This is a genomic window from Mesorhizobium sp. LSJC285A00 (assembly GCF_000503155.1).
Taxonomy (GTDB): Bacteria; Pseudomonadota; Alphaproteobacteria; order Rhizobiales; family Rhizobiaceae; genus Mesorhizobium.
Window position 1 is genome coordinate 54,732 of record NZ_AYVK01000030.1, and the last position, 22,750, is coordinate 77,481.

Here is a 22,750-nt window from a genome sequence, read left to right on the forward strand (position 1 = left end):
CGTGCAGGCGTTTCAAATGGAAATACAAGAGGTCGTCGCGAGGGCACCCGCAAGGAGCGGGCTTGGCGTCATGTCGCTGTTGATGCTGGTTGGCCTTGAAGGGGCGTGCCGGTTTGGCGCCCATCCGGCTTTCGATAAGCGAGCAACAAGATGACGAGCAGCATGATATCCGGCGCCTTCGAAGAAAGGGCATTGTTTGACAATGCCGCGAGGATGGACGCGGCCGCTGCGATATGGGCGGCCCGAGGCGTATTGCGCAGGAGCTTGAAAAGGAACCGGAAGAAAGCAAACGCGAAGAGCAGGGCGATCGGCAGGCCGAACAAAAGCGTAAGAACGACCGGCGTGCTTTCGATGAAGGGGAGGTTGAGCTTTTCGTTGACGATCTTCAACAACTCGTTGGGATTCATGCCAAGCAGGATGTCCCTCCATTCAACGAACTTGAATACATCGTAGATCTTGACGCGCGCGTCGTAATTTTGATCAAAGAGCGTGTTGCTGAAGCGGTTCAGCAGCCCCGCCGAAAAGAGTATCGCAATCAGTATGGCGCCACCGGCCAGCGTCAGCATCAGCACCAGGAGTTTGGCCTGGCGTTGATGTCTGGGTGACAAGTCCGGCCAAGGCAGGAACACGAGCAGGAACAGGATCTCGCCGCAAGCGAGCAGCAGGGCGGTGCGCGCGCCCGAAGCGGCCGTGCCGATGAAGAGAATGAAGATGCAAAGCGCGCACACCCAGATACGCCACCGCGTCAATGCAACGAAACCTATGGCGGTGGTGCAAAGCGCGCCCAGCGCCAGCGGATGGGCCGACAGTCCGATCGGCCGAAAGTCCAGCTCAACGAGGGGATAGGGCAGGAATCGATGCTGGGTGACGGCCTCGATCGTTCCGATGATGGCGCTGAGGACGATCATGCCGACGATGACATTGCCAAGCGCCCTGCGCACATGGTCACCCAAGGCAAGCATGATCATCGCCGCGGCACAAGAGACCAGATAGGAATCGATTATGAAGCCGGCCGAGCCGGCACGGCCTATCACGAAGAGATAAGGCACCAGCCACAACAGCAGCAGCGAATATAACAATGTCGCCTTGAACAGCCTGACTTCATCGCCTTCGAGCCGAATTGGCCGGGTCGTGGCGATGACGACAAGCAGCAGAAAGATGGCATAGGTCCCGATATGCAGCTTTTCGGGAAACGACCCCCCCTCCGTCGAATAGGACATCACCATATTCATCAACTGCGGAGAGATGGTCGAGCGGAGCAGGAAAGCGAAGGCCGCGAGGAGAAAGAACAGGAGTGTGAGGGCGTCTTGGCGGCTGGCCTGCGCGGTCACGAACTGTTGCTCTGTGGGGGTGACACTCACGATTATCCGACCAGCGTTGCGGCTTGCGATTGAGATGGCAGGGGACGAACGCGCCCCCGGGTACATTTTCCTGCACGAACGTAAAGGAATATGGATAACCCGATCTTAACAGTGGCGATGCCGGGCATGGGCCGCCACATGTCAGCTTTGCCGAAAAGCCGGACACCGCTCATTGAAATCTCACCAAAGTGCGCCGCGTGGGAACGAATGCACGCAATGCACTTGCGCGACATGCATCGGCAGCCGGATTTACGCTATTCGTGAACTCGGTAACCCACACTTAATTGGCCGGTCGTATTGATGGCGATGCTTTGCACGGCGCCCGACGCGCTGCCTGTGGACGGCACAATGGCATCAGGCACCGGCAAAGCGCAGGAGATCAAGGTGAAGAAGTTCTATTCGATTCAGTATCTTCGCGCCTGCGCCGCCTTGCTGGTTCTGTTCGCACACGCCTTTTCCTATCAGATTGGCGTGGACAATCTGATTATTGTGACGGCGGGCCGCCTGGGCGTCGTTCTGTTCTTTGTCATCAGCGGTTTCATAATGGTCCATATTACGGGAGATGGTCCGTTTTCCGCTGCCACCTTCCTGAAACGCCGAGCAATCCGGATCATCCCCCTTTACTGGCTTTTCACCAGCCTCGCCGCGGTTCTGGCGGCGCTCGCGCCAAGTCTCTTCCAGAAGACCGTCTTTACGTGGCCCCACTATCTTCAGTCGCTCCTCTTCATTGTTCACGAAGCGCCTGGACGGGATAGCGCCAGTCCAATCCTCTCACTCGGCTGGACGCTCAATTACGAGGTATTTTTCTATATCGCTTTTGCGGTGTTCGCATTCCTGTCCGTGACCTCGCGCGTATTTGTGCTGACGGTCTTTTTCATTGCGATGTGGATAGCCGGGCTGTGGCTGGCTCCCACCAACCCTGTTATCCAGTTCTATCTCAACCCTTCTCCGGTGGCATTCGTCATCGGTATGTGGATAGGGCGGCGCTATTTGGACGGTGATTTCACTTCCGACATACGCCATGCTTGGATATTCGGCGTAATGACCGCTGCGGGCGGGGTGCTTTCATTCGTCGATGACGGTACGCCGCTCTTGGGTCAGATCAGCTTCGCGGGACAAGCAATGTGGGCGGCGGGCCTACTTCATCTCAGCCTCATTCTGGAGCCGAAACTCAAGCACTGGAGCCTTCTCGAGCAGTTGGGCGACGCTTCCTACGCGCTTTATCTGTCGCATATCTTCGTGATCGGCGCTGTGGCGTACCTGGCCAGACGCACCGTCGGATACGAGCATCCGACAACGGTATTGTTGGTGTCGGTGGTCAGCATCGTGGCAGCCTGCCTCGTCAGTCTGGTGATTTACCAGATGATCGAGAAGCCGATTCTTCAGACCCTGAACGGCAAAAGGAAGACGAGAAACACACCGCTTCCTCATATTGCCACGGAGAACAAATAAGCAGGCCAAGCAACGGGACGGTCACGGCTTTCAGCGCTTCAGTCAGCCCGCGCTGTCCACGACCTCGACATTGCCGGCGCGGTTAAGCGTATGAATGCCCGTGCGTGCCCATGCCGGACCCGCGCCGATCGGCCGGGGCGAGGCGAAGCGGACATCGGACGCGTCGAGTCGCTCGAGCTGCATCAGCCCCAGACCACCGCCATAGGCCCTCGATCCGTTCTGCACCGGCAGCACCAGGGCATCGTCCTGGCGGATAAAGGCGCCGCCCGGCCGGGTGGCCGAATGATCGACGGCAATGGGATTGAGCGGATGGGCGACCCATGGCCCGCGCAGCGAGGGCGCGCAATAGACCGCCATCGTGTCCGACGCGCTGCCGTAGCCGAACCGCTCCGTTCCAACCAGCCAGAAGCGACCGTCGGATTCGAGCAGCGTCGCGTCGTTGAAATCCCTGTCCGCCATCAGCACCGTGTCGCGGACCCAGCGGTCGGGAAACTGCGCGGCGCGATAGAGCACAAGTTCGCGAGCCGAACCACTTTCGGGGATCATGAAAATCTCGCCATCGTGTGCGAACACCTGCGGATACGACAGGTGGTGCGCTTCCTCCAATACAACCCTTGGAACACCGAAAGTGCCATCGTCACCGAGCTCGGCGACGGAAATCACGCCGCGACTCGTCGCGTAGGGGAATTCCTCGACAAACAGATGATGGCGGCGGTCGGCCTCGAAGACGAACGGGTCGGCATAGAAGCGTTGGCCATCGTCCGGCAGGACTGTGAACGGTTTGCCGTCGAGTTGCCCGGTTTCGGCGATGCCTGGTCCGTCGATCACCCGATAGGCAACCTGCCAATAGAAGGGGCGTCGTCCCCGCCTGATTTTTTGCACGGCGCGATCGATCAAAGCCCTGCCAAAAAAGGGCACATAGTGTCGAACAAAACTGTCGTTCTTCAGGATCGGCACCGGGTTGTCGCTTACCGCCACAAGCTTGCCCGCAAAGAAGCGGGCGACGGTTTGCATGATCAGCGACATGGCGCCGGCGAGCAGGTCGTTGCAGCTTCGGGATAGCCAGAGCCTGTCTGCCAGCATCGGTCTAGCCTGGGCCACGACAACGCCATCGAGGCGAGCGCCAAGTTCAGGCAATTGTCCGCTCGCCAACATTGCGGCAACGCCGGCTGGAAAGCTGTTGCGACCGCAAAATTCGAGCCTCAGGACTGGCGCGTCTTGCCCCGTTGCGCTGGCAGTGAGATCTATGACGAGGTCCGGAGGGCCGCGATCGATGGGCGGCAACGGCTCGGACCGGCCCGCCAGCGAGGGACCGAAACGCCGGCTCTCGATCGCCAAGACAGTGTCCAGCCCCCGAGCGGTTGGCGCCGGCGCCGGCGCGTGGCAACTCGAGACCACGTAACCTGCCGCATCCAACCGCATAAAAAGCTCATTTTCCCAGCGCCGGGATCCGACGGCGTGGCCGATGATTAAAATATTAGTCAACCCAAGTTATTCTCGTTAAAGCAAAAATGGCTTGCTCTGGTATCTTTCCCCACAGTTCCTGGCAAGGGTTGCCCAAGGGGGGCTGCGGACTCTAGCGTTAATCATACGTTAATTTTTTTGAACACGAAGGCGGTTCAGGGCGCTATTGTTAGGCTGAAAGCACATGTCAGCCGGGCGCCCACGCTTTCGGTGACCAGGGTCAACCATGAACGCCGTTTCACATCCGAGATTGCCCTCAAGGCGAAAACTGCTGATCGTGTTCGGCACGAGGCCGGAGGCGCTCAAATGTTTTCCGGTGGCGCGCGCCGCGCTCGCCCATCCAGGCTTTACCACGGAAATATGTGTGACGGGCCAGCATCGCGAGATGGTCGATCAGGTCATTGAATTGACGGGCCTGCCGGTGCACTACGATCTCAACATCATGCAGCCAGGTCAGACGTTGTTCGACGTGACCTCGCGCGTGCTCCTCGGAATGGCGGGGGTGCTGGAGAAGGCGAAGCCGGACATCGTCATCGTCCAGGGCGACACAACCACCGCGATGACCGCGGCTCTAGCTGCCTTCTACAAGCGGATTCCGGTTGCCCATATCGAGGCGGGATTGCGCAGCCACAACATCAACTCTCCCTTTCCGGAGGAACTGAACCGCAAGATTGCCGGCAACATCGCCACTTGGCATTTTGCGCCGACCACCGAGGCGCGCGACAATCTCATCGCCGAAGGAAAGGCTGCGAACACCATCTTCGTAACCGGCAATACCGTGATCGACACGCTGCTGCATTTCTCCAGCGAGATCGATGCCGACAAGCTGATGAACGCCAAGCTCGCCGCTCGTTTCCCCTTCATCGATCCGACCAAGAAAATGATCCTCGTCACCGGTCATCGCCGTGAGAATTTCGATGGCGGCATCCAGAGGATCTGCACCGCGCTGAAGGCATTGTCGGCGCGCAGGGATGTGCAGATCATCTACCCGGTCCATCCCAACCCGAATGTGCGCTCCGTGGTCGACGCCGAAATCGGGACGGTGCCGAACATCCACCTGATCGACCCGCAGGACTATTTGCCGTTCCTGTACCTGCAGAAACAGAGCTACCTGGTGTTGACCGACAGCGGCGGCGTGCAGGAAGAGGCGCCTTCACTCGGCAAGCCGGTGCTGGTGATGCGGGAAAACACGGAGCGACCCGAAGGGATCGCCGCTGGTACTGCCCGGCTGGTCGGTACCGATATCGAAAAAATTCTGGCCAATGCCAATAGCCTGCTCGATGATGAGAGCGTCTATCGCGGCATGGCGGAGAGGCACAACCCATACGGCGATGGCCAAGCTGCGACCCGGATCGTTGAGGAATTGCTGAATCATGGCTGAAATCAAAACCGTTTCCGTTATCGGCATGGGCTATATCGGCCTGCCGACCTGCGCCATTTTTGCCAGCCGCGGACTCGAAGTCATCGGTGTCGATATCAATGAGGCGGTGGTCGCGAAGGTCAACCGCGGCGAAATCCACATCATCGAACCGGACCTGGATGGTTTGATCCAGAAAGTCGTCGCCAATGGCAAGCTCAAGGCATTCAGCACGCCTCAGCCGGCCGATGCCTATATTATTGCCGTTCCAACTCCGATCACCCCGGACCGCAAGCCGGATGTCAGCTACGTGCTTGCGGCAGCGCGAAGCATCGCTCCGGTGCTAAAACGGGACGACCTGGTGGTGCTGGAATCAACATCGCCGGTCGGCACGACGCGCGTCATGACAGCGCTGCTCGCGGAACTGCGACCCGATCTCAAATTTCCCGTTGCGCATGGCGAGGAAGCTGACGTCCTGGTCGCCTACTCTCCCGAGCGCGTGCTGCCGGGAAAGGTGCTGACCGAGCTGATCAACAATGATCGCTCGATCGGCGGACTGTCCCGAAAGTCTTCGGAGCGGACAGCGGCACTCTATTCAAGCTTCGTCGCCGGCGACCTGTTCATAACCCAGGCCGAAAGCGCGGAACTGGTTAAGCTGACCGAAAATGCGTTCCGCGATGTCAATATCGCCTTCGCCAATGAGCTTGCGGCGGTGTGCCAGGATCTGTCGCTCAATGTCTGGGAGGTAATCGATCTCGCCAACCGGCATCCTCGCGTGAACATCCTGCAGCCGAGCCCGGGCGTGGGCGGCCACTGCATTGCGATCGATCCGTATTTTATCATCGACGCCGCACCGAACAATACGCGGCTGATCAGTTCGGCACGGCGCATCAATTCCGAGCGACCCTTGTCGGTGGTCAGGGACATCGAGGCATTGCTCGACCCGACCCGCAACCAGACGATCGCCTGTCTTGGCCTCAGCTTCAAACCCAATATCGACGATATGCGCGAGAGCCCGGCTGTCGAGGTTGTTAAGCTTCTGTCCAAGATTCCCAATATCAAGATCGTCGCTGCCGAGCCCAATGCGCGTCAGTTGCCACACGAGCTCGAGGGCAGCGGCATCATGTTCACCGATGCACTTTCCGCTATTGACCAATCCGATATCGTCGTCCTGCTGGTCGACCATCGACAATTCAATCTGATCGATCCCGAAGCGCTCAAGGACAAGAAGCTCGTCGACACACGGGGCCTGTGGACCTGGCGCAAGGCGCGCAAGCCCGACGCCCGCATCGAAGGCAAGAAATCCGAAATGGAACGCTCGCAGTCTCTCGCTCGCACCGGAGAAGCGGCATGAACTCGCATGACCCGGCATGGGCGCAACACTCCCTATTGGCATCACGCCGCCGCGAGTTTCTCGGTGCGACCATCCATGCGCTGACCATGGCCGAGACGCTGGCCATCGCAGACGAGGCGATGGCGACGCGGCGACCGCTTCATCATGTTGTCGTGAACGTCGCCAAGCTTGTGAACATGCGCAAGAATGCCGAACTGCGCGAGGATGTCGTCGGGGCGGATATGGTCAATGTCGACGGCAAAGGCGTGCTTTGGGGCGCGCGGCTCTGCGGCGTCGAGTTGCCGGAGCGTGTGACCGGCGTCGACGTCATGATCAACCTGCTTGCGCTGTGCGCCAAGCGTGGCTATCGCCCCTACCTTTTGGGCGCTGAACAGCACATTCTCGACGCAGTTGAAAGCCGACTTGCCAGAGATCATCCGAGCCTGGCCATTGCCGGCCGGCGCAATGGGTATTTCAAGGCGGAGGAAGAGGCCGCGATCGTCGAGGCCATCAACGCTTCAGGTGCCGACTGCCTGTTTGTGGCGATGCCGACGCCGAGCAAGGAGCGCTTTCTCAAGCGCTATCGCGACGTACTCGCTCCGAGTTTCGTCATGGGCGTGGGCGGCAGCTTCGACGTCTATGGTGGAAAGGTCGCCCGGGCACCGAAACTGGTTCAGGCGGCCGGCCTGGAGTGGCTGTTCCGCGTGGCGCAGGAGCCGCGACGCTTGTGGCGCCGCTACTACGATACCAACACCGCCTATGCACTGCTGCTGTGGCGTGAGTTCTGGTCTCGCCGGGGACGCCGAAACGTCAATCCGTAAGCTCGCGACTTTCAGACAAGCATGCCTCATAGCGCGGGATTTATGCGATCCGGAGCCGTGCCCTTAGCTTGCCGATGAAATGCGTCACGGCCGCGGGGTGAAACAACCAGGTCAGTCCCAGGAAAGCCGCAGCGCCGGCGACGCCGCCCGCCGCGAGCGGAAAGATCGCCGGCATATAGCCCAGCGCAGTGCTGGCGAGGCTGGCGGCCAATCCGGTGCAGATAGAAATTATGATTGAGACAGCGATGTCGCGCCAGGGCACCGGCACCGGCGTGAGCCTCTCGGCGATGACGATGCAGGCTGCAAGACCTGCCAGCGATCCGCCCGCCAACGCCAACGCCGCGCCAACCTCCGCCATGGTGGGAATCAACAGAAAAGACAGTGAAATCGTTGCCACCGAGCCGAAGGAATTGGCGATGATCAGCAACCACGGCCGCTTATGTGCGTGCACCACGACGCCATAAACGAAGCTTGTGAGATTGGCACAAAGAACGCTGAAGGCGATGATCGGGAACAGCAGGCCGAAGCGACCATGATATTCCGCGGGCAGCAGGAGTCGCGTGATGTCGCCGCTGAGCGCGATAAGCATTGCTGCGACCGGCAGGCAAAGGCGTATCATCAAGGCCATGAGTTGCGACAACAACCGCCCGGACGCCTCGGATCCCTCTTCGTCGAAGCGGCTGACCACTTCTGGAAATGCGCCCATGTTGATTGCGTTGGCGACCATATCGATCGGCTGCCGAGCCAATGCGTAGGCGGCTGCGAAGACGGCCACCGCGCCGGCATCGTAGTAGAGCTTGAGGAAGACGCGTTCAGCGCTGTTGAGACCGAAACCGACCAGCGCCATGATGACCAGGGGCACGCCGAGGGCAAAAAACTCCTTGTGGGTGAAGCGCGGCGGGCCGCCAATAACGCGCCCGGATGCCACCACGCACGCCACGATGCCGGCAATCAGCACGGCGAGGCTCGAGCCGAGCGATACCGTCAGAAACGAGCGTTGGAAGATAAGGATGGCGGCGATCGGCAAGGCGAGTTGCAGCAGGCCGCGCAGATATTCAAGCATCGAATAGAGGGAATGACGCTGCTGCATTTGCAGCACCGTCAACGCGAACCGGCTGATGGAGCCGGCAATCAGATAGCTGCAGACGGCGATTGCAAATTCGATCCAGCGCTCCGGCACGATCACCGCCGAGGCGATCACGGATATGATCAGGGCCAGCACCGTGGTGACAAGCAATACCTGTCCGGCAAGCATCAGGCTGCCACGGCTGACGTCGCCTTTTCCGCCAAGCCGCAACAAGGCAATGCGCAGCCAGTTGGTAACGGCAACATCCGTCATTTCGCCCACGGTGACCACCAGGGTCAGCAGGCCATACTCCGTCTGGTCGATCAGCCGCGTCATGACGACCAGCAGGAGCAGAGCGGAAACCCGCGTCAGCAGAATAGCTGGGCCATAGATGAGTGTGGAACGGAGCAGCAAAGGGTTGTTCCCGGAAAATTTGCCGTCGATTAATCGTTGACCGACGGGAATTCCAGCATGATGACGGCAAAGGGTGAACGGATACAGTTTGAACCAAAAGATTTGTCGTAAACCTTTTTTGGAACGTTTGCTTTAGGGTCACCCGGCATCCGCAATCCAAATGGTGTCATGTTGCAGCGTCTCGCCCACAATAGAAAAATACATGTCTTGGTCGCAACGCCCTCGGGCGTTTCGGGACAAGGCGGCATCGACCGGATCATGGGGGCGCTGAAGCAGGAGTTCGAACGGCAAGAGATCGCCGACATCGATCTGCGCTTTCTTTCCAGCCGTGGCCCGGGACATGTCGGGCTTTCGATCTTCTACATGCTTGGTTTTTGCGCGCGGATGCTTGCGGCCCGCCTCGACAGACGCGCCGACGTCATTCACATCAATATATCGGTCTCCGGCAGCACCTATCGCAAGATGATGATCGCCGCCTGCGCCAGGCTGTTGTCGATACCATATGTCCTTCATCTGCATGGGGCGCAGTATCAGACATTCTGGAAAGATGATCATAGTTTCATGAGCCGCCGTATCAGGGCTCTGTTCGAGCATGCCGGCCGGGTGATTGTCCTGGGGGGGCTTTGGCGCGATTTCGTCGCCAGCCGGGCACCGGCGAACGGCGGCAATATTGTCATCGTTCCCAACGCCACGGCAGTTCCTTCCCTGGCGCATGTCGGCGGAGGCGATCACGTGCACATCCTGTTCCTCGGCCGCATCGGCGAGCGAAAGGGCGTGCCGCAGTTGGGCGAGGCGCTGGAGCGGATGAAACATCTCAGGGGTTGGCGTGCCACGATCGCCGGCGATGGTGAGGTCGAGCCGGCACGAGCGAGGTCGGTCGCTCTAGGGATTGCCGACCGTATTGCTTTTCCGGGCTGGGTGGGACCTGACGAGGTCGCATCACTGATCGCTTCGGCCGATATTCTGGTGCTCCCCTCGTTCGCCGAAAATCTGCCAATGTCGGTGATCGAAGGCATGGCGGCCGGCCTGGCTGTCGTGGCCACCCCGGTTGGCGCGGTCGAGGACATCATCACCCACGAACAATCCGGTCTGTTGGTGCCGCCCGGCGATGTGGCGGCGTTGACCGAGGCGTTAACTCGGCTGGTCGAGGATACGGCGCTGCGCGCGCGGCTTGGCGCCGCCGCCATGGCGGTGCACCGGGAAAGGCTTGAGCTTGCACCGTTTGTCGACGCGATCTGCGATGTCTGGAGATCGGTCGCGTCCGAGGCGCGATCGGTCAAGCGCTGACGCTGTCCTTCATTGTCGTCACTGCGGCGGGCCAAGCGCGAATTCGCGGTGGAATATCTCCAGGTTCAAAAGCGCCCATATCAGTTTTTCGTGGTCCGCGGCGCGCTCGGCGTGCTCCCTGACAATCTGGTCCAGCTTCTTGGCGCTCAAATAGCTACGGATGACCGAATGGGACGAACACAGATGGTCCCGTACATAATCGCTCATCGGCCCGCGGAACCATTCGGCGACGGGCACCTTGAAGCCGATCTTTGGGCGGTTGAGGACCTCGTCGGGAACCATGCCGGCCATGCAGTCGCGCAGGATCTGTTTGCTGTGCAGGAAGCCCAGCCTGTAACGATCGGGCAGTTGGCTGACGAAGGAAACCAGATCGCGATCAAGGAATGGCATTCGCCCCTCGATTGAACCGGCCATCATCACTCGGTCGCCCCGTTCCAAGAGGTTGTCGGGCAACCACGATGTCTGATCAAAAAACAACACACGGCGCAGATGAGATTCCGTCACACTCGAAGAGAACGGGAAATCGTTGCAGTCATGGCCGCAAGTGGCCAACCCACCGAGGAGCGAATCGCGTTCCCGCGCCGTCATGGCTCCAAACCAGGAGATCATCCGGGTGGCAAAGTCCCGTTCACCCGCGCTTCGGGCAAATGTATCGAACTTGGCCGATGCGCCGGGCAATGCGCGCATCAAAGGGGCGAGGAGATTGTTGTGAAGCGACGCTGGAACAAGTGACCGGTAGACACCCGCCAGAGACTCTGCGCGATGTTTGGGGTAGCCGCCGAGAATCTCGTCCGCACCTTCGCCCGTAAGCACCATCTTGACGTCCTGCGAGGCTCGAACCGACATCAGGTAAATTGGAATGTCCGTACTTTGTGAAACAGGTGCCCCCCGATGGCGGACCATCTTGGGCAGATGATTCATCAGGTCATCCGCCTGGATGACGATTTCGCAATGATCGGTCTTGAAATGATCGGCGACGCGCCGGGCGAATGGAAGCTCGCTGTAAGCCTGTTCGCTGAAACCGACCGAAAACGTACGAATGGGGTTGTCGCTGTGCCTGGTCATCAGGGCAACGATTGCCGACGAGTCGAGGCCCCCGGACAGAAAGGCGCCAAACGGCGCATCACTGCGCATCCTGATCTCGACAGAACGGTCGAGCAATTCCAGAAATCGCCGCTTGGCGGTTCCTGGATCGATATCCGCTGTCAGATCGGTCTGATCCGGGGGCGCATAGTAGCGCGTTTCCGTTACTTCCCCTTGCGACCACACAGCGTAGCTTCCCGGGTTGAGCTTGCGGATCTGTTTGAAAAGCGTCCGCGGTCCAGGCACGTAACGCCAGGTCAGATACTCGCGCACTCCATCCAGATCGAGCTGCTGGCCATCTGGCTGCGCAGACAACAACGCGCTGATCTCCGAGGCAAACGACAGCAAATTTCTGCCTTGCATGAGGTAAAGGGGTTTTTTTCCAAAGGGGTCGCGAGCGAGGATCAATTCGCGCCGTTGAGCGTCCCACAGCGCAAAAGCGAACATCCCGCTCAATCGGTCGAACATGGCCAGGCGCCACTGGTCATAAGCCCTGAGCAGCACTTCCGTGTCGGAGCGTGTGCGAAAACGGTGGCCGAGACCGATCAACTCCTCACGCAACTCGATGTAGTTGTATATTTCGCCGTTGAAAATAATCCGGAGCCGTCCGTCCTCGGTCTGCATCGGCTGATTTGAATCGGCGTTTAAGTCAATAATCGCCAGGCGGCGATGCACCAATGCCAACTGGTCCTCGCCTGTGTTCAGGTCCAGGAGTTCGATGCCTTCGGCATCGGGACCACGATGCTGTAAGGCATTCGACATCCCGGCGGCCCGATCTTGTGGCTTCTCGACCCTGCGCCCAATCCAGCCGGCAATTCCGCACATTCTTTCCCTTGGCCCTCTTTCCCTTGTTTGCGTATGATCGAGGACACCAATCTACAGCGAATATATTAAATAGCTGCTCGGTGGAGTGATTTTAAAACTGAGCCTGATTTGGTTCGATCAGGCCCTCTCGGCTGCAACTGGAGACGACAGTCCTTGGGTTTCACGCGATTGATCGCCAGCAACCAGGCAGACCGCTCGAACCGATCCTGACCCGATGACGAGTTATGGCAGGCCCAGTGCCCGCAACATCTCCCGGTCCGGGATCGCAGGCCCCTTGGGTTGGATAACACTCATTCCGTAAGGATTGGAGAATTCCCAGGCCGACCACGGCATCGCGAAGCGTTCCGCCTCTCTGCGCACTGCCATGAGATAGCGCAGGCGATCAGCATCGAAAGCTCCCATGCGGCCATCCGCAGACATCAGGATAACGCCGAATTCGCCCACGAACAGGCGTCTGCTCGCTATGCCATGGGCTTCAGCCCAGTCGACCGCCTGACGGAAACCCGCTTCGAGCTGGCTCTGCCCCCAATTCTGCTCAAAGTATCGGGCGATCGTTTCACGCGCCGAGGCCATGTTCATCACCTCTTCGATCTGGCTCAAGCCGGCGGCGTCCATCTGCGCCTTGAGGGTTTCGGCGACCACTTCGGGCGTGCTGGCGTCGGCAGGCCAGGGAAGGCCGGAGGAGAAAGCGTTCTTGTCATCGGCCCGCTGGTGCGTGAAGCTGTGCGGATCATACATGTGGAAGCTGTAATAGACGTTGGGGTCGTCGAAGTTGGGGTCCAGGTTGACCAGTCCCGCGATGCTCCCGCCGCAGGCGCCGGTCGCGACGATGGTGAGTTCGCTGCTGACGGCGCGAATATCGCGAACCGTGCCTGCCATGATCCGCTGCCAGTCATCGCTGCCGCTTGAATCGCAAGGGTAGTAGGCGGGCTCGTTATAGGGCTCGAGGGCGACCTTGTCGGCGCCAATTTTGATCAGCATGGCAGCCACCGCCACTACCATTTTGCGATAGCGGGCAACACCCTCGCTGTCGGCCCCGCCATGGATCATTTCCATGCTGTAGGCCGGAACCTGGCTGACGCCATGCAGATCGAAAACCACCTTGAGCCCGCTTGAAACCACCCGCTGCACCGCAGCGGCAAGCATGTCCAGCGCCTGTTGTCGTTTGGCGCCCTCGCTGGCAAGCAGAGGGCCAGGGTCGACACTCAGCCGGACAAAGTCGAAGCCCATGGATCGAATGCGACCAAACTGGTCGCCGTCCGGCCAATCGGTGAGCGGCCTGCCGCCCGCAAGCCATTCCTTCTCGCTGCGATAGGGCGGCCATTTGTAGGAACCATCTTTCTCCACCGGCGACCAGTTGAGCCATTCATGGACGCCAACGCCGCGCTCAAGCGGGATCGGCGCCGCCTCGGCTGACAAAGCCATGCCAAGCGCGCACGCTATGACGTAGACAACTTTTCTCATCGCAAAACTCCGCGTCATGGCCGAAGATATTAACCGCGGGAACGGAAAAGAGGATGCCGCCACACGCTTTTTCGACGGGATGGTGTATGAGGATCAAAATCTTGGCGGAGCGCGGATGAGGGTCGGGTGGTATTTCAACCGATTGCGCAGCATGGAGTTGGCCGAGATATTGCATCGGTTGGACGAGCAGCGCCGGAGGACCGTTTCGCGCCGCCGCGACAACGGCTGGCAGCGCTATGCGTCGCCGCAGTTGCACCCGGTGCTGCACGGATTGCGGAATGCTGTGCCGGCCGCTGCGACACCAGCCCAGCGGCAAGCTATCGAGGCGGCTGCGCAAAACACTCTTCGGGGCCAGTTTTCAGCACTTGGGCAGACCTGGCCACAGCGAGACCCCTATACTCTCTTTCCACCCGAGCTCTGGCGCCTTGATCCGGTGACCGGCCGGCTTTGGCCAGGCCCCAAGACCCATACTTTCGATATCGATTTTCGCCATGCCACCGGCCGTGGCGATGTAAAATATGTCTGGGAAATCAACCGGCTGCAGCAACTGCCGCCACTGGCTGCCCATCTGCTTCTCACCGGCGATGATCAATCCCGTGCGGCCATCGAGGCGGCGATCGAGAGCTGGCATTTCGCCAACCCACCATTTCGGGGCGTTGGCTGGGCCTCGGGCATCGAGGTCGCGCTACGAGCCATCAGCCTGATTGTCACGCTCGACCTCGTCGGCGACCGGCTTGGCGCGGCGACGCGAGAAAAAGTCGGTGAAATACTGGCGGCAAGCGCCTATTGGCTGCCGCGGTTTCCCTCCCGTTTTTCGTCCGCCAACAACCATCTCGTCGCGGAATTGGCTGGCGAATATTTGATCGGTCTGGCTTTCGGGGCCGAGGTGGCTCGCGAGTCGCTCCTGGCTGAGGTGCTCAAACAGATCCTGGCCGATGGCGCCGGGGCCGAGCAGACCCCGACCTACGCCGCCTTCAGTGCCGAACTTTTCCTGCTGTGCGCTGCGGCGGCGCGCCAGGCCGGACTGCCTTTTCCCCAGCCCGTCGAAGCGCGTTTGGCCGCTTTCGCCAATTTCGCAGGCTGGCTCCCGCCGAAAACCAGCGGCTTCGGCGACAATGATGAAGGCCGCGTGATCACGCTGGGGGGCGAAACCGATTATGTCGGATCGGTCGCGGCCGCCATCCGTGGTTTTCTACGGATGCCGGGCAGCGCACCGGAGCCTGGCGATTTTCGTGCGCTTTTCTTCGGCGCGCCACCGCGGCCGGCGCCGGTGCCGAATGGATTGCATACATTCACGCAAGGCGGGCTCTCCGTCTGGCGCGGCGAGATGAATGGTCGCAACGTCCATCTGACATACGACCACGGCCCGCTGGGCTACCTTTCGATAGCGGCGCACGGTCATGCCGACGCGCTGTCGCTCACCCTGTGCATTGACGGCGATCCGGTGCTGGTCGACCCCGGCACATGGCTCTATGGTTCGGGGGGAGGCTGGCGCGACTGGTTCCGCTCGACGCCGGCGCACAACACGCTGAACCTAGAGGGTAAAAGCCAAAGCATCATCTCCGGGGCGTTCAACTGGTCGCACAAGGCGGTTGCGACATTGGTGGAGAGCGAGCCGGGGCCGCACTGGAGGCTGTGTGCCCGACATGACGGGTACAAAGGCCGCTTCGGCGTTGTGCATCAACGCGCCGTGACACGCGATGGCGACGGCATCCTCGTGACCGACCAACTGCTCGGCGGCAGCCGCGTCGCTGAGATCGTCTTCCAACTCGCCGCCGACCTCCACGCCAACAGGGATGGAAACATTGTCACGATATTGCGCGGCGCTGAACCTTTGATGACTATCCACTTTCCAGACGCAGCGATCCACATCCGTTCCGGCGGCGACACACCGGGCCAGGGCGGCTGGGTTTCGCCGCGTTTTGGTGCAAGGCAGCCAGCCGAACGCCTCGCATGGCGTGGCCAAGTAGGCGAAAAGGGAGTAGTCATCCGGCTCGCGCCAAGTCCGCCGCAGACCCGATAACGGGCAGGTTGCAGGCGCAGCGTTCGACATTAATTACGTTCAGATATTTAGCGGTTTTGACACCGTTGATCTGCTAATTTGGCCATGATTGTTCTGCCAGTCGCATCCCGATACACAGTTGCGGGCAGCATATGATAGGCTTGGCAATATGTGCTTCGCGACGAGCCGGATCACCATTTCACCACCTAGGAGCCACTGCATCGATGTTTTCGGAATTCGCCAGAGTGATCGTGGAAAAACTCTCACACATCGATCTGCTGACACTCGGTCTCCTGTTGCTCACGGCGCTGGGGAGCGCGGTGGTCGCCTACTGGCGAACGGTCGAACAGAAATCCTTCCGGGACTTTTTCGACTTCGCCTTTCCCGCGGAAGTCATCATGCACCCATCGGCGCGAGCGGACGCATTGTTCTGGATCACGAAAAGGCTGGTGATGCCCTTCCTGCTCATTCCCGCCGGTGTCACCTTCGTTGCCGCCACGGGATATGCAACAAACCAGGCAGTCGGCTGGCTCTTCAGCATCTCGCAACCGCTGATACCCGGCCCCGCCGGCCCAGTGACGATCATCCTCTTCACCGCAACCATGCTCGTTGCTTACGATATCTCCTACTACCTATATCACGTTGCCCAGCACCGTTTCCCGTTCCTGTGGGAATTGCACAAGGTGCATCATTCGGCCGAAGTGATGGTTGGGATCACCAAGGACCGGGTTCACCCCCTGGACGATCTGATGAACCGGATCTGGGACGGCGTCATACCGGGGATCAGTTTCGGCTTGTGGAGCCTGATTGCGCTTGATCCGGTCGAGATCGCCATATTTGGCATCAACGTCTATGTCATTCGCAACATTCTCATGATGGACTTTGTTCGCCACACGCATCTGAAGATTTCCTTCGGCCGGTTGAACGGCGTCATCTTGTGTCCGCACTGGCACCAGGTGCATCACAGTGTCGACCCTCGCCACTACGACAAGAATTTCGGGCTGCTTTTTTCATTCTGGGATCGCATATTCGGAACGCAGTTCATCCCGGATCCGGACGAAGACCTCAAGTTTGGACTGATAGATCGCGACGTACGCGACTATCAGTCGCTTTTTGGACTTTACGTGCTGCCGCTCAAGAAAATGGCAAACCATATCGTGCGACTTTTTCAAAAGCGCATCGATGTCGCGCGGCCGCAGGACCGTCTCCAACCATGAACAAAATGGCTTCGATTGACGCTGTTGGTGCGGAGCGACTGGAAATCGTCAGTTCGACGGATCGCCTGGCCGCCATCGAAACCGAATGGGTAGACCTATGGCATCGTACCGATGCACTGATCTTTCAGAGCCATGCCTGGGTTTCGGCATGGTGGAGCACCGTGCGCGACCGCGACCGGCGCTCGCTGCGGATCGGCCTGGTATGGAGCGATGACAGGCTGGTCGCTGTCATTCCCCTGGCGATCGGCAGACGAAAAGGACTTCGGCTCCTCGAATGGGCCGCCAATAGCTATACGGACTATGGTGATATTCTTGTCGCGCCGGAATGCTCCCTATCGGCCCTCCAGAACCTCTGGAACCGGATCTGTTCGGCGGGTGGCTTCGATCTTGCTTTTATCAATCGTCTGTCGCCGGATGCGGCAGCCCGCAGGATTTTTACACCGGGCTCTTCCAGCGGCGTCAAGCTTCGCGCCAATCACCGGGAGGAAGTCAGTTATCGCGTCGCTGGACAGTGGGCCAGCGGAGCAGCATGGCTGGCGGACCAGCCGAAAAAGATGCGCCAGAACTATCGGCGCGGCATCAAGATACTGGAAGAAACAGGCGAAGTGAAATTCCGCCTCCTGTCGGCCGACGAGCCGCTGCAGCCATTGCTGGAGCGACTGTCGGCGCTGAAGCGCAGATGGCTGGAAAAGCACACGCGTGAATCCGACCTTTTCGAAGAGGGCGAGCCGGTTCTTGCCGCTCTGGTCGACGCGCTGTCACGCGCCGGTGTGCTGCGCATTTTCGTACTTGAATGCAATGGTGCGATGGTCGCGGTTTCCATCAACATCGTCCAGCACAACGTCATGATGGCATTCGTTACCACCTACGACCCTGATTTTAGCCGAGCGTCGCCGGGTGCGGTCCTGATTACGGAGTATATACAGTGGTCGTTTGATCACGGCTTGGGATTGGTCGATTTCCTCTGTGGCGGAGAGGCCTTCAAACATAGGTTTGCAACACAGGCCGTTACCCTCCAATCCGTTCTTGGGGCACGCACTGTGCAGGGCGCGCTCGCTTCTCTCGCTGATCGTATCTGTCAGACGATCCGCGTACGCTCACGCGGATTGGCGTCGGCGAATCCAGAGCGCCCGCCCGATGAGACTGCTTAATTTAGCTGGATAACTTGGGCATAAGCCGCCGAGCGTTGAGGGCTGGCGTGCGACATGGGCGCGCCATTCGAAAATCCGCGTCGATTGCGCCTCGGAATCGGGACCGAATGGGTCCGCAGGTGCAGACTTCAATTCCCGCAAATCACGTCTCTCGAGGCGCAGTTTGTCGTCTGCGAAGCGTTGCAACACGTTCGTTGGCGTCACAACGGTAGCAGGCTAGGTCCTGAGAATCATTGAAGATTTTTTCGGACAGGGCGCTACCATAGGTCGGCGTTTTTACTATGATTTCAGTAGCTTAGGTAGGCTGGTAGCGGGAGAGCGCTACCGCCTTTCCGCCCACTCGTCGAACTACCGGTTCCTGCTTAGGTGCTGCGGCTGAGCTGTGTCGCTGCAATCTCCCGCCAGACATGCGCGCCAGCATGACATATGATGAACGTGACAACCCAAGGAGTGTGAGCCGGAGTCGATGTCTGGACGCCCCGGGTTCGGAACTGCGCTGCGGATGGCCAACGCATGGAAAAGGAGTGCCTGTCAGTTCAGGGTTCTACCGTTCCCTGCCGCGCTGCCCAGTCGAACGGGTAAAGGCAATAGAAATAGCCGGTACGCTCGGTGGCGATGTATTTCAGGTGGGTGGCGTTTGGCAGCCAGACGATATCGCCGGGATTGCACTCATGGCGACCGTCGTCCAGTTCGATCGTCAAGGTGCCCTCGTGGATGAACAGCACCTCGTCGTAGGTCACGGTCCAGTCGATCGAGGCGTTCTCGAGATACTCGATGCCGCCGCCCATGGTCCGACTTATATCGGCATTGATGACGCGGGCAATCGAGGATGTGCCAGTCGGTGTGACCGACGGCTTCAGGGTCAATTCGCTGTGCTTGAAGATCTTGGCCTTGGACACCGTTTATCCTTTCCTTGCGCGGAGGTTGGCTTTCGAAGGGGTGACGCCGGACGGGGCCAGTCCCGCGAGCCATCTGGTCAAGAGGTCGGGTTTTCGGCCGGCATGTTCGAGATCGTCGCGCCGCCGCACCGCGCCACGAACGAAATGCGCGCCGACGAACCGGAATGGTTCGGATGGGAAGCCTCGCGTCACTGGGCGCACGAGCGCCGAATGGGTGAGCTCGGATTCGCCGCCGGTCAACAGGCCGGTCAGGATCTTGCCGCCGAGATAGGCCATCGTCGTGCCGTTGCCGGAGAAGCCGTAGCCGTAGACGATGTCGCGGTTGGCGGGCAGGGCGCCGAACAGTGGCACGCCGCTGACGGTCCGATCGATCGGGCCGTTCCATGATGTATCGAGCGGAAAGTCGGCGAGCGCCGGGTGACCATCCCGCAACGCGCGGCGCATGTCGGCGACCCGTGGCGATAGACCATGAAACCGCCTGTCGACGATGCCGCCGAGGCCGATGACGCCGCCACTGACGCCGACAGACAGCCGACCATCGCGCGTCGGCGACCAACCGCCGACGAAAACGCGGGAATCGATCATCAGCGGCGCGCGGCGGTAGCCGATCTTGTCGAGAAGGTCTGGAATGGGTTTTGACATGGCGTCGTCGCTGGAGATGTTGAAGATTGCCGGCGCCAGTTCTCGAATGGCGCCGGACCATGCATTCATGGCAAGCACAATCTTGCCGCAGGACACAGTGCCTCTCCCCGTCTCCACCTTGAGCGTGCCGTCGCGCGAAAACCGCGTCATCGGCGACTTTTCATAGATGCGCACGCCGCGTGTTAGTGCTGCCCGGCGCAGGCCGCGCACGAGGAAACCGGGATGCACGGTTGCCGACGACGCATCGAACGCGCCGCCGAGGTGGCTCGTCGTGCCGGCTATCGCTGCGATCTCGTCGCGCGAAACTCGTCGCGCCGGCACGTAGCCATGCGCCGCCAGCTTGTTCAACGCGTCGTCCCAGGCGCCAAGCTGGGCTTCGCACGTCGCACCCCAGATCCAGCCGATGCGATCAAACCAGCTGTCTATTCCCTCGGCCTTGCAGAAAGCCTCGATGCCGCCGATTGCGGCTTCGGATGCCTTGATGATCGAAAGTGCATCGTTTCCGTCGCGCAGCGCGGCGAGCGCGCTGTATTTCGTCCATGCCGAAAGTACCATTCCGGAATTGCGGCCGCTCGGGCCACCGCCGCNGCCGCCGACGATGCAGATGTCGGCCTGCGTCGCCTCTTCGAGCGGAGGCGCAAGGTTCGGGTCCTCGGGCAGGGCCTGCCGCAGCCAATGGCTTCGCCAGACGATGTCCTTTTCCGTCAGTTGCATCACGATGCGCCTCTGGCTGATAGGCGGCGCTCCACGAGCCTGACCCAAAGGCTCGCGCCAATCGGCAGGATTGCGTCGTTGAAATCGTAGTTGGTGTCGTGCGCGGCGGCCTGGTGCGCAGCGTCCGCCTGGCCAAGCAGGAAATAGCAGCCCGGCCGCTGTTCCAGCATGTAGCAGAAATCTTCAGAACCCATCTCGGGAGGCGGATCGATGACGAGACTTGCCGGTCCCATCACCTCGTTCACAATCGCGATCATCGCGTCGGCTTGCGCCGCAGTGTTTATCGTCGGTGCGAAGGGCGTTTCGTAGCGGAGGTCGACGCCGGCGCCAAAAGCTTCAGCTTCGTTTTTCGCGATGCGGCGGATTGCCGACTCCAGCGTCTTTTGAACCTCGTGGTCGAAGGTGCGCACGGTGCCGGTCAGAAACGCCGTATCGGGGATGGTGTTGAAGGCTTCGCCTGCACGCAGGCTGCCAACGGTGACGATTGCGGGAGAATGCACATCGGTGACGCGGCCGGGCAGGGCTTCGATTGCCAGCAGGATGCGCGCGGCGATGGGGAGTGGATTGATCGCCAGATGCGGCATCGCCGCATGGCCGCCCCTTCCGTGGACGACGATCTCGAAGCGATCGGCCGCCGCGGCCACCGTTCCGCGGTGGACGGCGATCTCGCCGAGCGGCCGTTCGCAATTGTGCAGCGCGTAGACTTCATCGCAGGGGAAACGCTCGAAAAGGCCCTCGTTCAGCATGGCAAGCGCCCCACCTCGACCCTCCTCGGCCGGCTGGAAGATGAAATGCACCGTGCCGGCGAAGTCGGGCGAGCGAACAAGCGCCGAGGCTGCGCCGAGCAGCATAGTGGTATGGCCGTCATGGCCGCAGCCATGCATCCGCCCGGGGGTGCGGGACGCATGCACCAGCGGCCGTGCCTCAGTCATCGGCAGGGCATCCATGTCGGCGCGGATGCCAAGGCTGCGACCAGCGCCGAGCCTGCCCCTGAGCGTGCCGACGACACCTGTGCGTCCGACGCCTTCGGTCGTCTCGATGCCCCACGCGCGCAGTTTGTCCGCCACGAAACGGGCCGTCTCGAACTCTTCGAAACCGAGCTCGGGATTGGCATGGAGATGCCGCCGCCACGCCGTCATCTCGGTCTCGAGTTGCCGCACCGACGGAACCAGTTTCATGCCGATGCCTTTGCGCGGAGAGCTTGCGAGCGGCTCTGCAGGATGGCGATGACCCCAAGCAGGATCGCCGAGAAAGCGATCAGCAGCACGGCGACGGCCGCTATGGCAGGGCTGATGGACTCGCGAACCCCGGAGAATATCATGCGGGGCAAGGTTCGCTCCGCGCCCGTCGAGAGGAAGCTTGCGACGACGACTTCGTCGAAAGAAATGATGAAGGCGATGATGGCCCCTGTAACGACGCCCGGCGCTATCAGCGGCAGCACCACCTTGAAGAAGGTGCGCATGGCGCCGGCGCCCAGCGATGCCGCCGCACGAACCAACGTCCGGTCGAAGGTCGAAAGGCTGGCGACGACGGTCGTCAGCATCACAGGCACGGCCATCGCCGTGTGCACCAAAATGATCGATAGTTTGTTGCCAACGAGTCCCAGCGTGGCGAAGAATGAAAAGGCCGCGACGCCGACGATGACGACCGGCGTCACCAAAGGCGCGGCGATGATCGCGTAGAGGATCCGTTTCCCGGCAAAATCACCCCAAGCGAGCCCGATCGCCGCAGGTATGCCGAGCAGCAAAGCCAGGACCGTGGTGGATAGCCCGATGACGACCGAGTTCCACAGCGCGTTCGGCCAGCGCTCGTCGACCCACAGCTCGGCATACCAGCGCAACGACCAGCCCGGCGTTGGAAATGCCAGCGAATTGCTCGAGGTCAGTGACATGGGGACCACGATCAGCAGGGGCAGGATGATGAAAGCCAGCAACGTCGCCGCATAGGCAAACATCAGCCATTTCCGGAAGCGGTCGGCGCTCATGCGACATGCGCCTTGCTGCGGAAGAGGACGGATGCCGTCCAGAACAGGAACGCAAACAATACGAGGATCATCAGCAGTTGCAGGGAAAGCGCTGCGCCCATGCCCCAGTTCAGCGTGCTGTTGGTGTAGAAGGCTATGTAGCTGGAGATCATCTGGTCTGTCGGCCCGCCGACAAGCGTCGGGGTGATGTAATAGCCGAGCGCGAAGACAAAAA

17 protein-coding genes and 1 pseudogene are annotated in these 22,750 nt (G+C 60.3%); 8 read left to right on the forward strand and 10 right to left on the reverse strand.

The window, feature by feature from the left end; all coding sequences use genetic code 11:
- Positions 1 to 68: 68 nt before the first annotated feature.
- On the reverse strand, positions 69 to 1,427 hold the full coding sequence (locus tag X726_RS146460) for a VpsF family polysaccharide biosynthesis protein (protein ID WP_210164060.1): 1,359 nt from the start codon (positions 1,425 to 1,427) through the stop codon (positions 69 to 71).
- 282 nt (positions 1,428 to 1,709) lie between these two features.
- Between X726_RS146460 and X726_RS09450 the strand changes: the two genes are divergently transcribed.
- Complete coding sequence (locus X726_RS09450) at positions 1,710 to 2,813, forward strand: acyltransferase (protein WP_196814062.1); 1,104 nt, start codon at positions 1,710 to 1,712, stop codon at positions 2,811 to 2,813.
- 42 nt (positions 2,814 to 2,855) lie between these two features.
- Here X726_RS09450 and X726_RS0135885 read toward each other — a convergent pair whose 3' ends face one another.
- Positions 2,856 to 3,896 carry a hypothetical protein gene (locus X726_RS0135885; RefSeq protein WP_023671796.1) on the reverse strand — a complete coding sequence of 347 codons (1,041 nt, stop codon included), beginning with the start codon at positions 3,894 to 3,896 and terminating at the stop codon, positions 2,856 to 2,858.
- A gap of 607 nt (positions 3,897 to 4,503) precedes the next feature.
- Here X726_RS0135885 and wecB point away from each other — a divergent pair.
- Genes wecB through X726_RS146445 form a run of 3 tightly spaced genes read left to right on the forward strand, consistent with a single transcriptional unit; the run spans position 4,504 to position 7,788 of the window.
- Positions 4,504 to 5,658 carry a UDP-N-acetylglucosamine 2-epimerase (non-hydrolyzing) gene (wecB, locus tag X726_RS146455; protein ID WP_023671798.1) on the forward strand — a complete coding sequence of 385 codons (1,155 nt, stop codon included), beginning with the start codon at positions 4,504 to 4,506 and terminating at the stop codon, positions 5,656 to 5,658.
- Positions 5,651 to 6,988, forward strand: a complete 1,338-nt coding sequence (gene wecC, locus X726_RS146450; protein WP_023671799.1) for a UDP-N-acetyl-D-mannosamine dehydrogenase — start codon at positions 5,651 to 5,653, stop codon at positions 6,986 to 6,988. The genes wecB and wecC overlap by 8 nt, the downstream gene beginning before the upstream one ends.
- Positions 6,985 to 7,788 carry a WecB/TagA/CpsF family glycosyltransferase gene (locus X726_RS146445; RefSeq protein ID WP_023725122.1) on the forward strand — a complete coding sequence of 268 codons (804 nt, stop codon included), beginning with the start codon at positions 6,985 to 6,987 and terminating at the stop codon, positions 7,786 to 7,788. The genes wecC and X726_RS146445 overlap by 4 nt, the downstream gene beginning before the upstream one ends.
- Positions 7,789 to 7,828: 40 nt before the next feature.
- Here X726_RS146445 and X726_RS146440 read toward each other — a convergent pair whose 3' ends face one another.
- Positions 7,829 to 9,268 (reverse strand): polysaccharide biosynthesis C-terminal domain-containing protein, encoded by a 1,440-nt coding sequence (locus tag X726_RS146440; RefSeq protein WP_023671801.1) that lies wholly within the window; start codon positions 9,266 to 9,268, stop codon positions 7,829 to 7,831.
- A 168-nt stretch (positions 9,269 to 9,436) separates the two neighbouring features.
- On the opposite strand from X726_RS146440, the gene X726_RS146435 reads away from it, so the two are divergent.
- Positions 9,437 to 10,555, forward strand: a complete 1,119-nt coding sequence (locus X726_RS146435) for a glycosyltransferase family 4 protein (RefSeq protein WP_023671802.1) — start codon at positions 9,437 to 9,439, stop codon at positions 10,553 to 10,555.
- Positions 10,556 to 10,573: 18 nt separating this feature from the next.
- On the opposite strand, the gene asnB is transcribed toward X726_RS146435, so the two are convergent.
- Together asnB and X726_RS146425 are read right to left on the reverse strand one after the other, a co-directional pair.
- Positions 10,574 to 12,463 (reverse strand): asparagine synthase (glutamine-hydrolyzing), encoded by a 1,890-nt coding sequence (asnB, locus tag X726_RS146430; RefSeq protein ID WP_023703936.1) that lies wholly within the window; start codon positions 12,461 to 12,463, stop codon positions 10,574 to 10,576.
- A 222-nt stretch (positions 12,464 to 12,685) separates the two neighbouring features.
- The gene (locus X726_RS146425) at positions 12,686 to 13,888 is read right to left on the reverse strand and encodes a cellulase family glycosylhydrolase (protein ID WP_023671804.1); all 1,203 of its coding nucleotides are present in this window, start codon (positions 13,886 to 13,888) and stop codon (positions 12,686 to 12,688) included.
- A 55-nt stretch (positions 13,889 to 13,943) separates the two neighbouring features.
- On the opposite strand from X726_RS146425, the gene X726_RS146420 reads away from it, so the two are divergent.
- The 3 genes from X726_RS146420 (at position 13,944) to X726_RS146410 (ending at position 18,297) form a co-directional block, all read left to right on the forward strand.
- Positions 13,944 to 15,950, forward strand: coding sequence for a heparinase II/III-family protein (locus X726_RS146420; RefSeq protein WP_023671805.1), 2,007 nt, complete (start codon positions 13,944 to 13,946; stop codon positions 15,948 to 15,950).
- Positions 15,951 to 16,153: 203 nt separating this feature from the next.
- Positions 16,154 to 17,146: a sterol desaturase family protein gene (locus tag X726_RS146415; RefSeq protein ID WP_023671806.1), complete on the forward strand. Its 993-nt coding sequence runs from the start codon at positions 16,154 to 16,156 to the stop codon at positions 17,144 to 17,146.
- Positions 17,143 to 18,297 (forward strand): GNAT family N-acetyltransferase, encoded by a 1,155-nt coding sequence (locus tag X726_RS146410; RefSeq protein ID WP_023671807.1) that lies wholly within the window; start codon positions 17,143 to 17,145, stop codon positions 18,295 to 18,297. The genes X726_RS146415 and X726_RS146410 overlap by 4 nt, the downstream gene beginning before the upstream one ends.
- A gap of 536 nt (positions 18,298 to 18,833) precedes the next feature.
- On the opposite strand, the gene X726_RS146405 is transcribed toward X726_RS146410, so the two are convergent.
- The 5 genes and pseudogenes from X726_RS146405 to X726_RS1000000171230 all read right to left on the reverse strand — a co-directional run.
- Positions 18,834 to 19,196 (reverse strand): AraC family ligand binding domain-containing protein, encoded by a 363-nt coding sequence (locus X726_RS146405; RefSeq protein ID WP_023671808.1) that lies wholly within the window; start codon positions 19,194 to 19,196, stop codon positions 18,834 to 18,836.
- 3 nt (positions 19,197 to 19,199) lie between these two features.
- Positions 19,200 to 20,552: an FAD-dependent oxidoreductase gene (locus tag X726_RS146400; RefSeq protein ID WP_023671809.1), complete on the reverse strand. Its 1,353-nt coding sequence runs from the start codon at positions 20,550 to 20,552 to the stop codon at positions 19,200 to 19,202.
- Positions 20,552 to 21,730: a M20 aminoacylase family protein gene (locus X726_RS146395; protein WP_023671810.1), complete on the reverse strand. Its 1,179-nt coding sequence runs from the start codon at positions 21,728 to 21,730 to the stop codon at positions 20,552 to 20,554. The genes X726_RS146400 and X726_RS146395 overlap by 1 nt, the downstream gene beginning before the upstream one ends.
- The gene (locus X726_RS146390) at positions 21,727 to 22,536 is read right to left on the reverse strand and encodes an ABC transporter permease (protein WP_023671811.1); all 810 of its coding nucleotides are present in this window, start codon (positions 22,534 to 22,536) and stop codon (positions 21,727 to 21,729) included. Before X726_RS146390 ends, X726_RS146395 begins: the two co-directional genes overlap by 4 nt.
- A pseudogene (locus X726_RS1000000171230) lies at positions 22,533 to 22,750 on the reverse strand (hypothetical protein); the annotation flags it as partial. The pseudogene X726_RS1000000171230 and the gene X726_RS146390, both read right to left, overlap by 4 nt.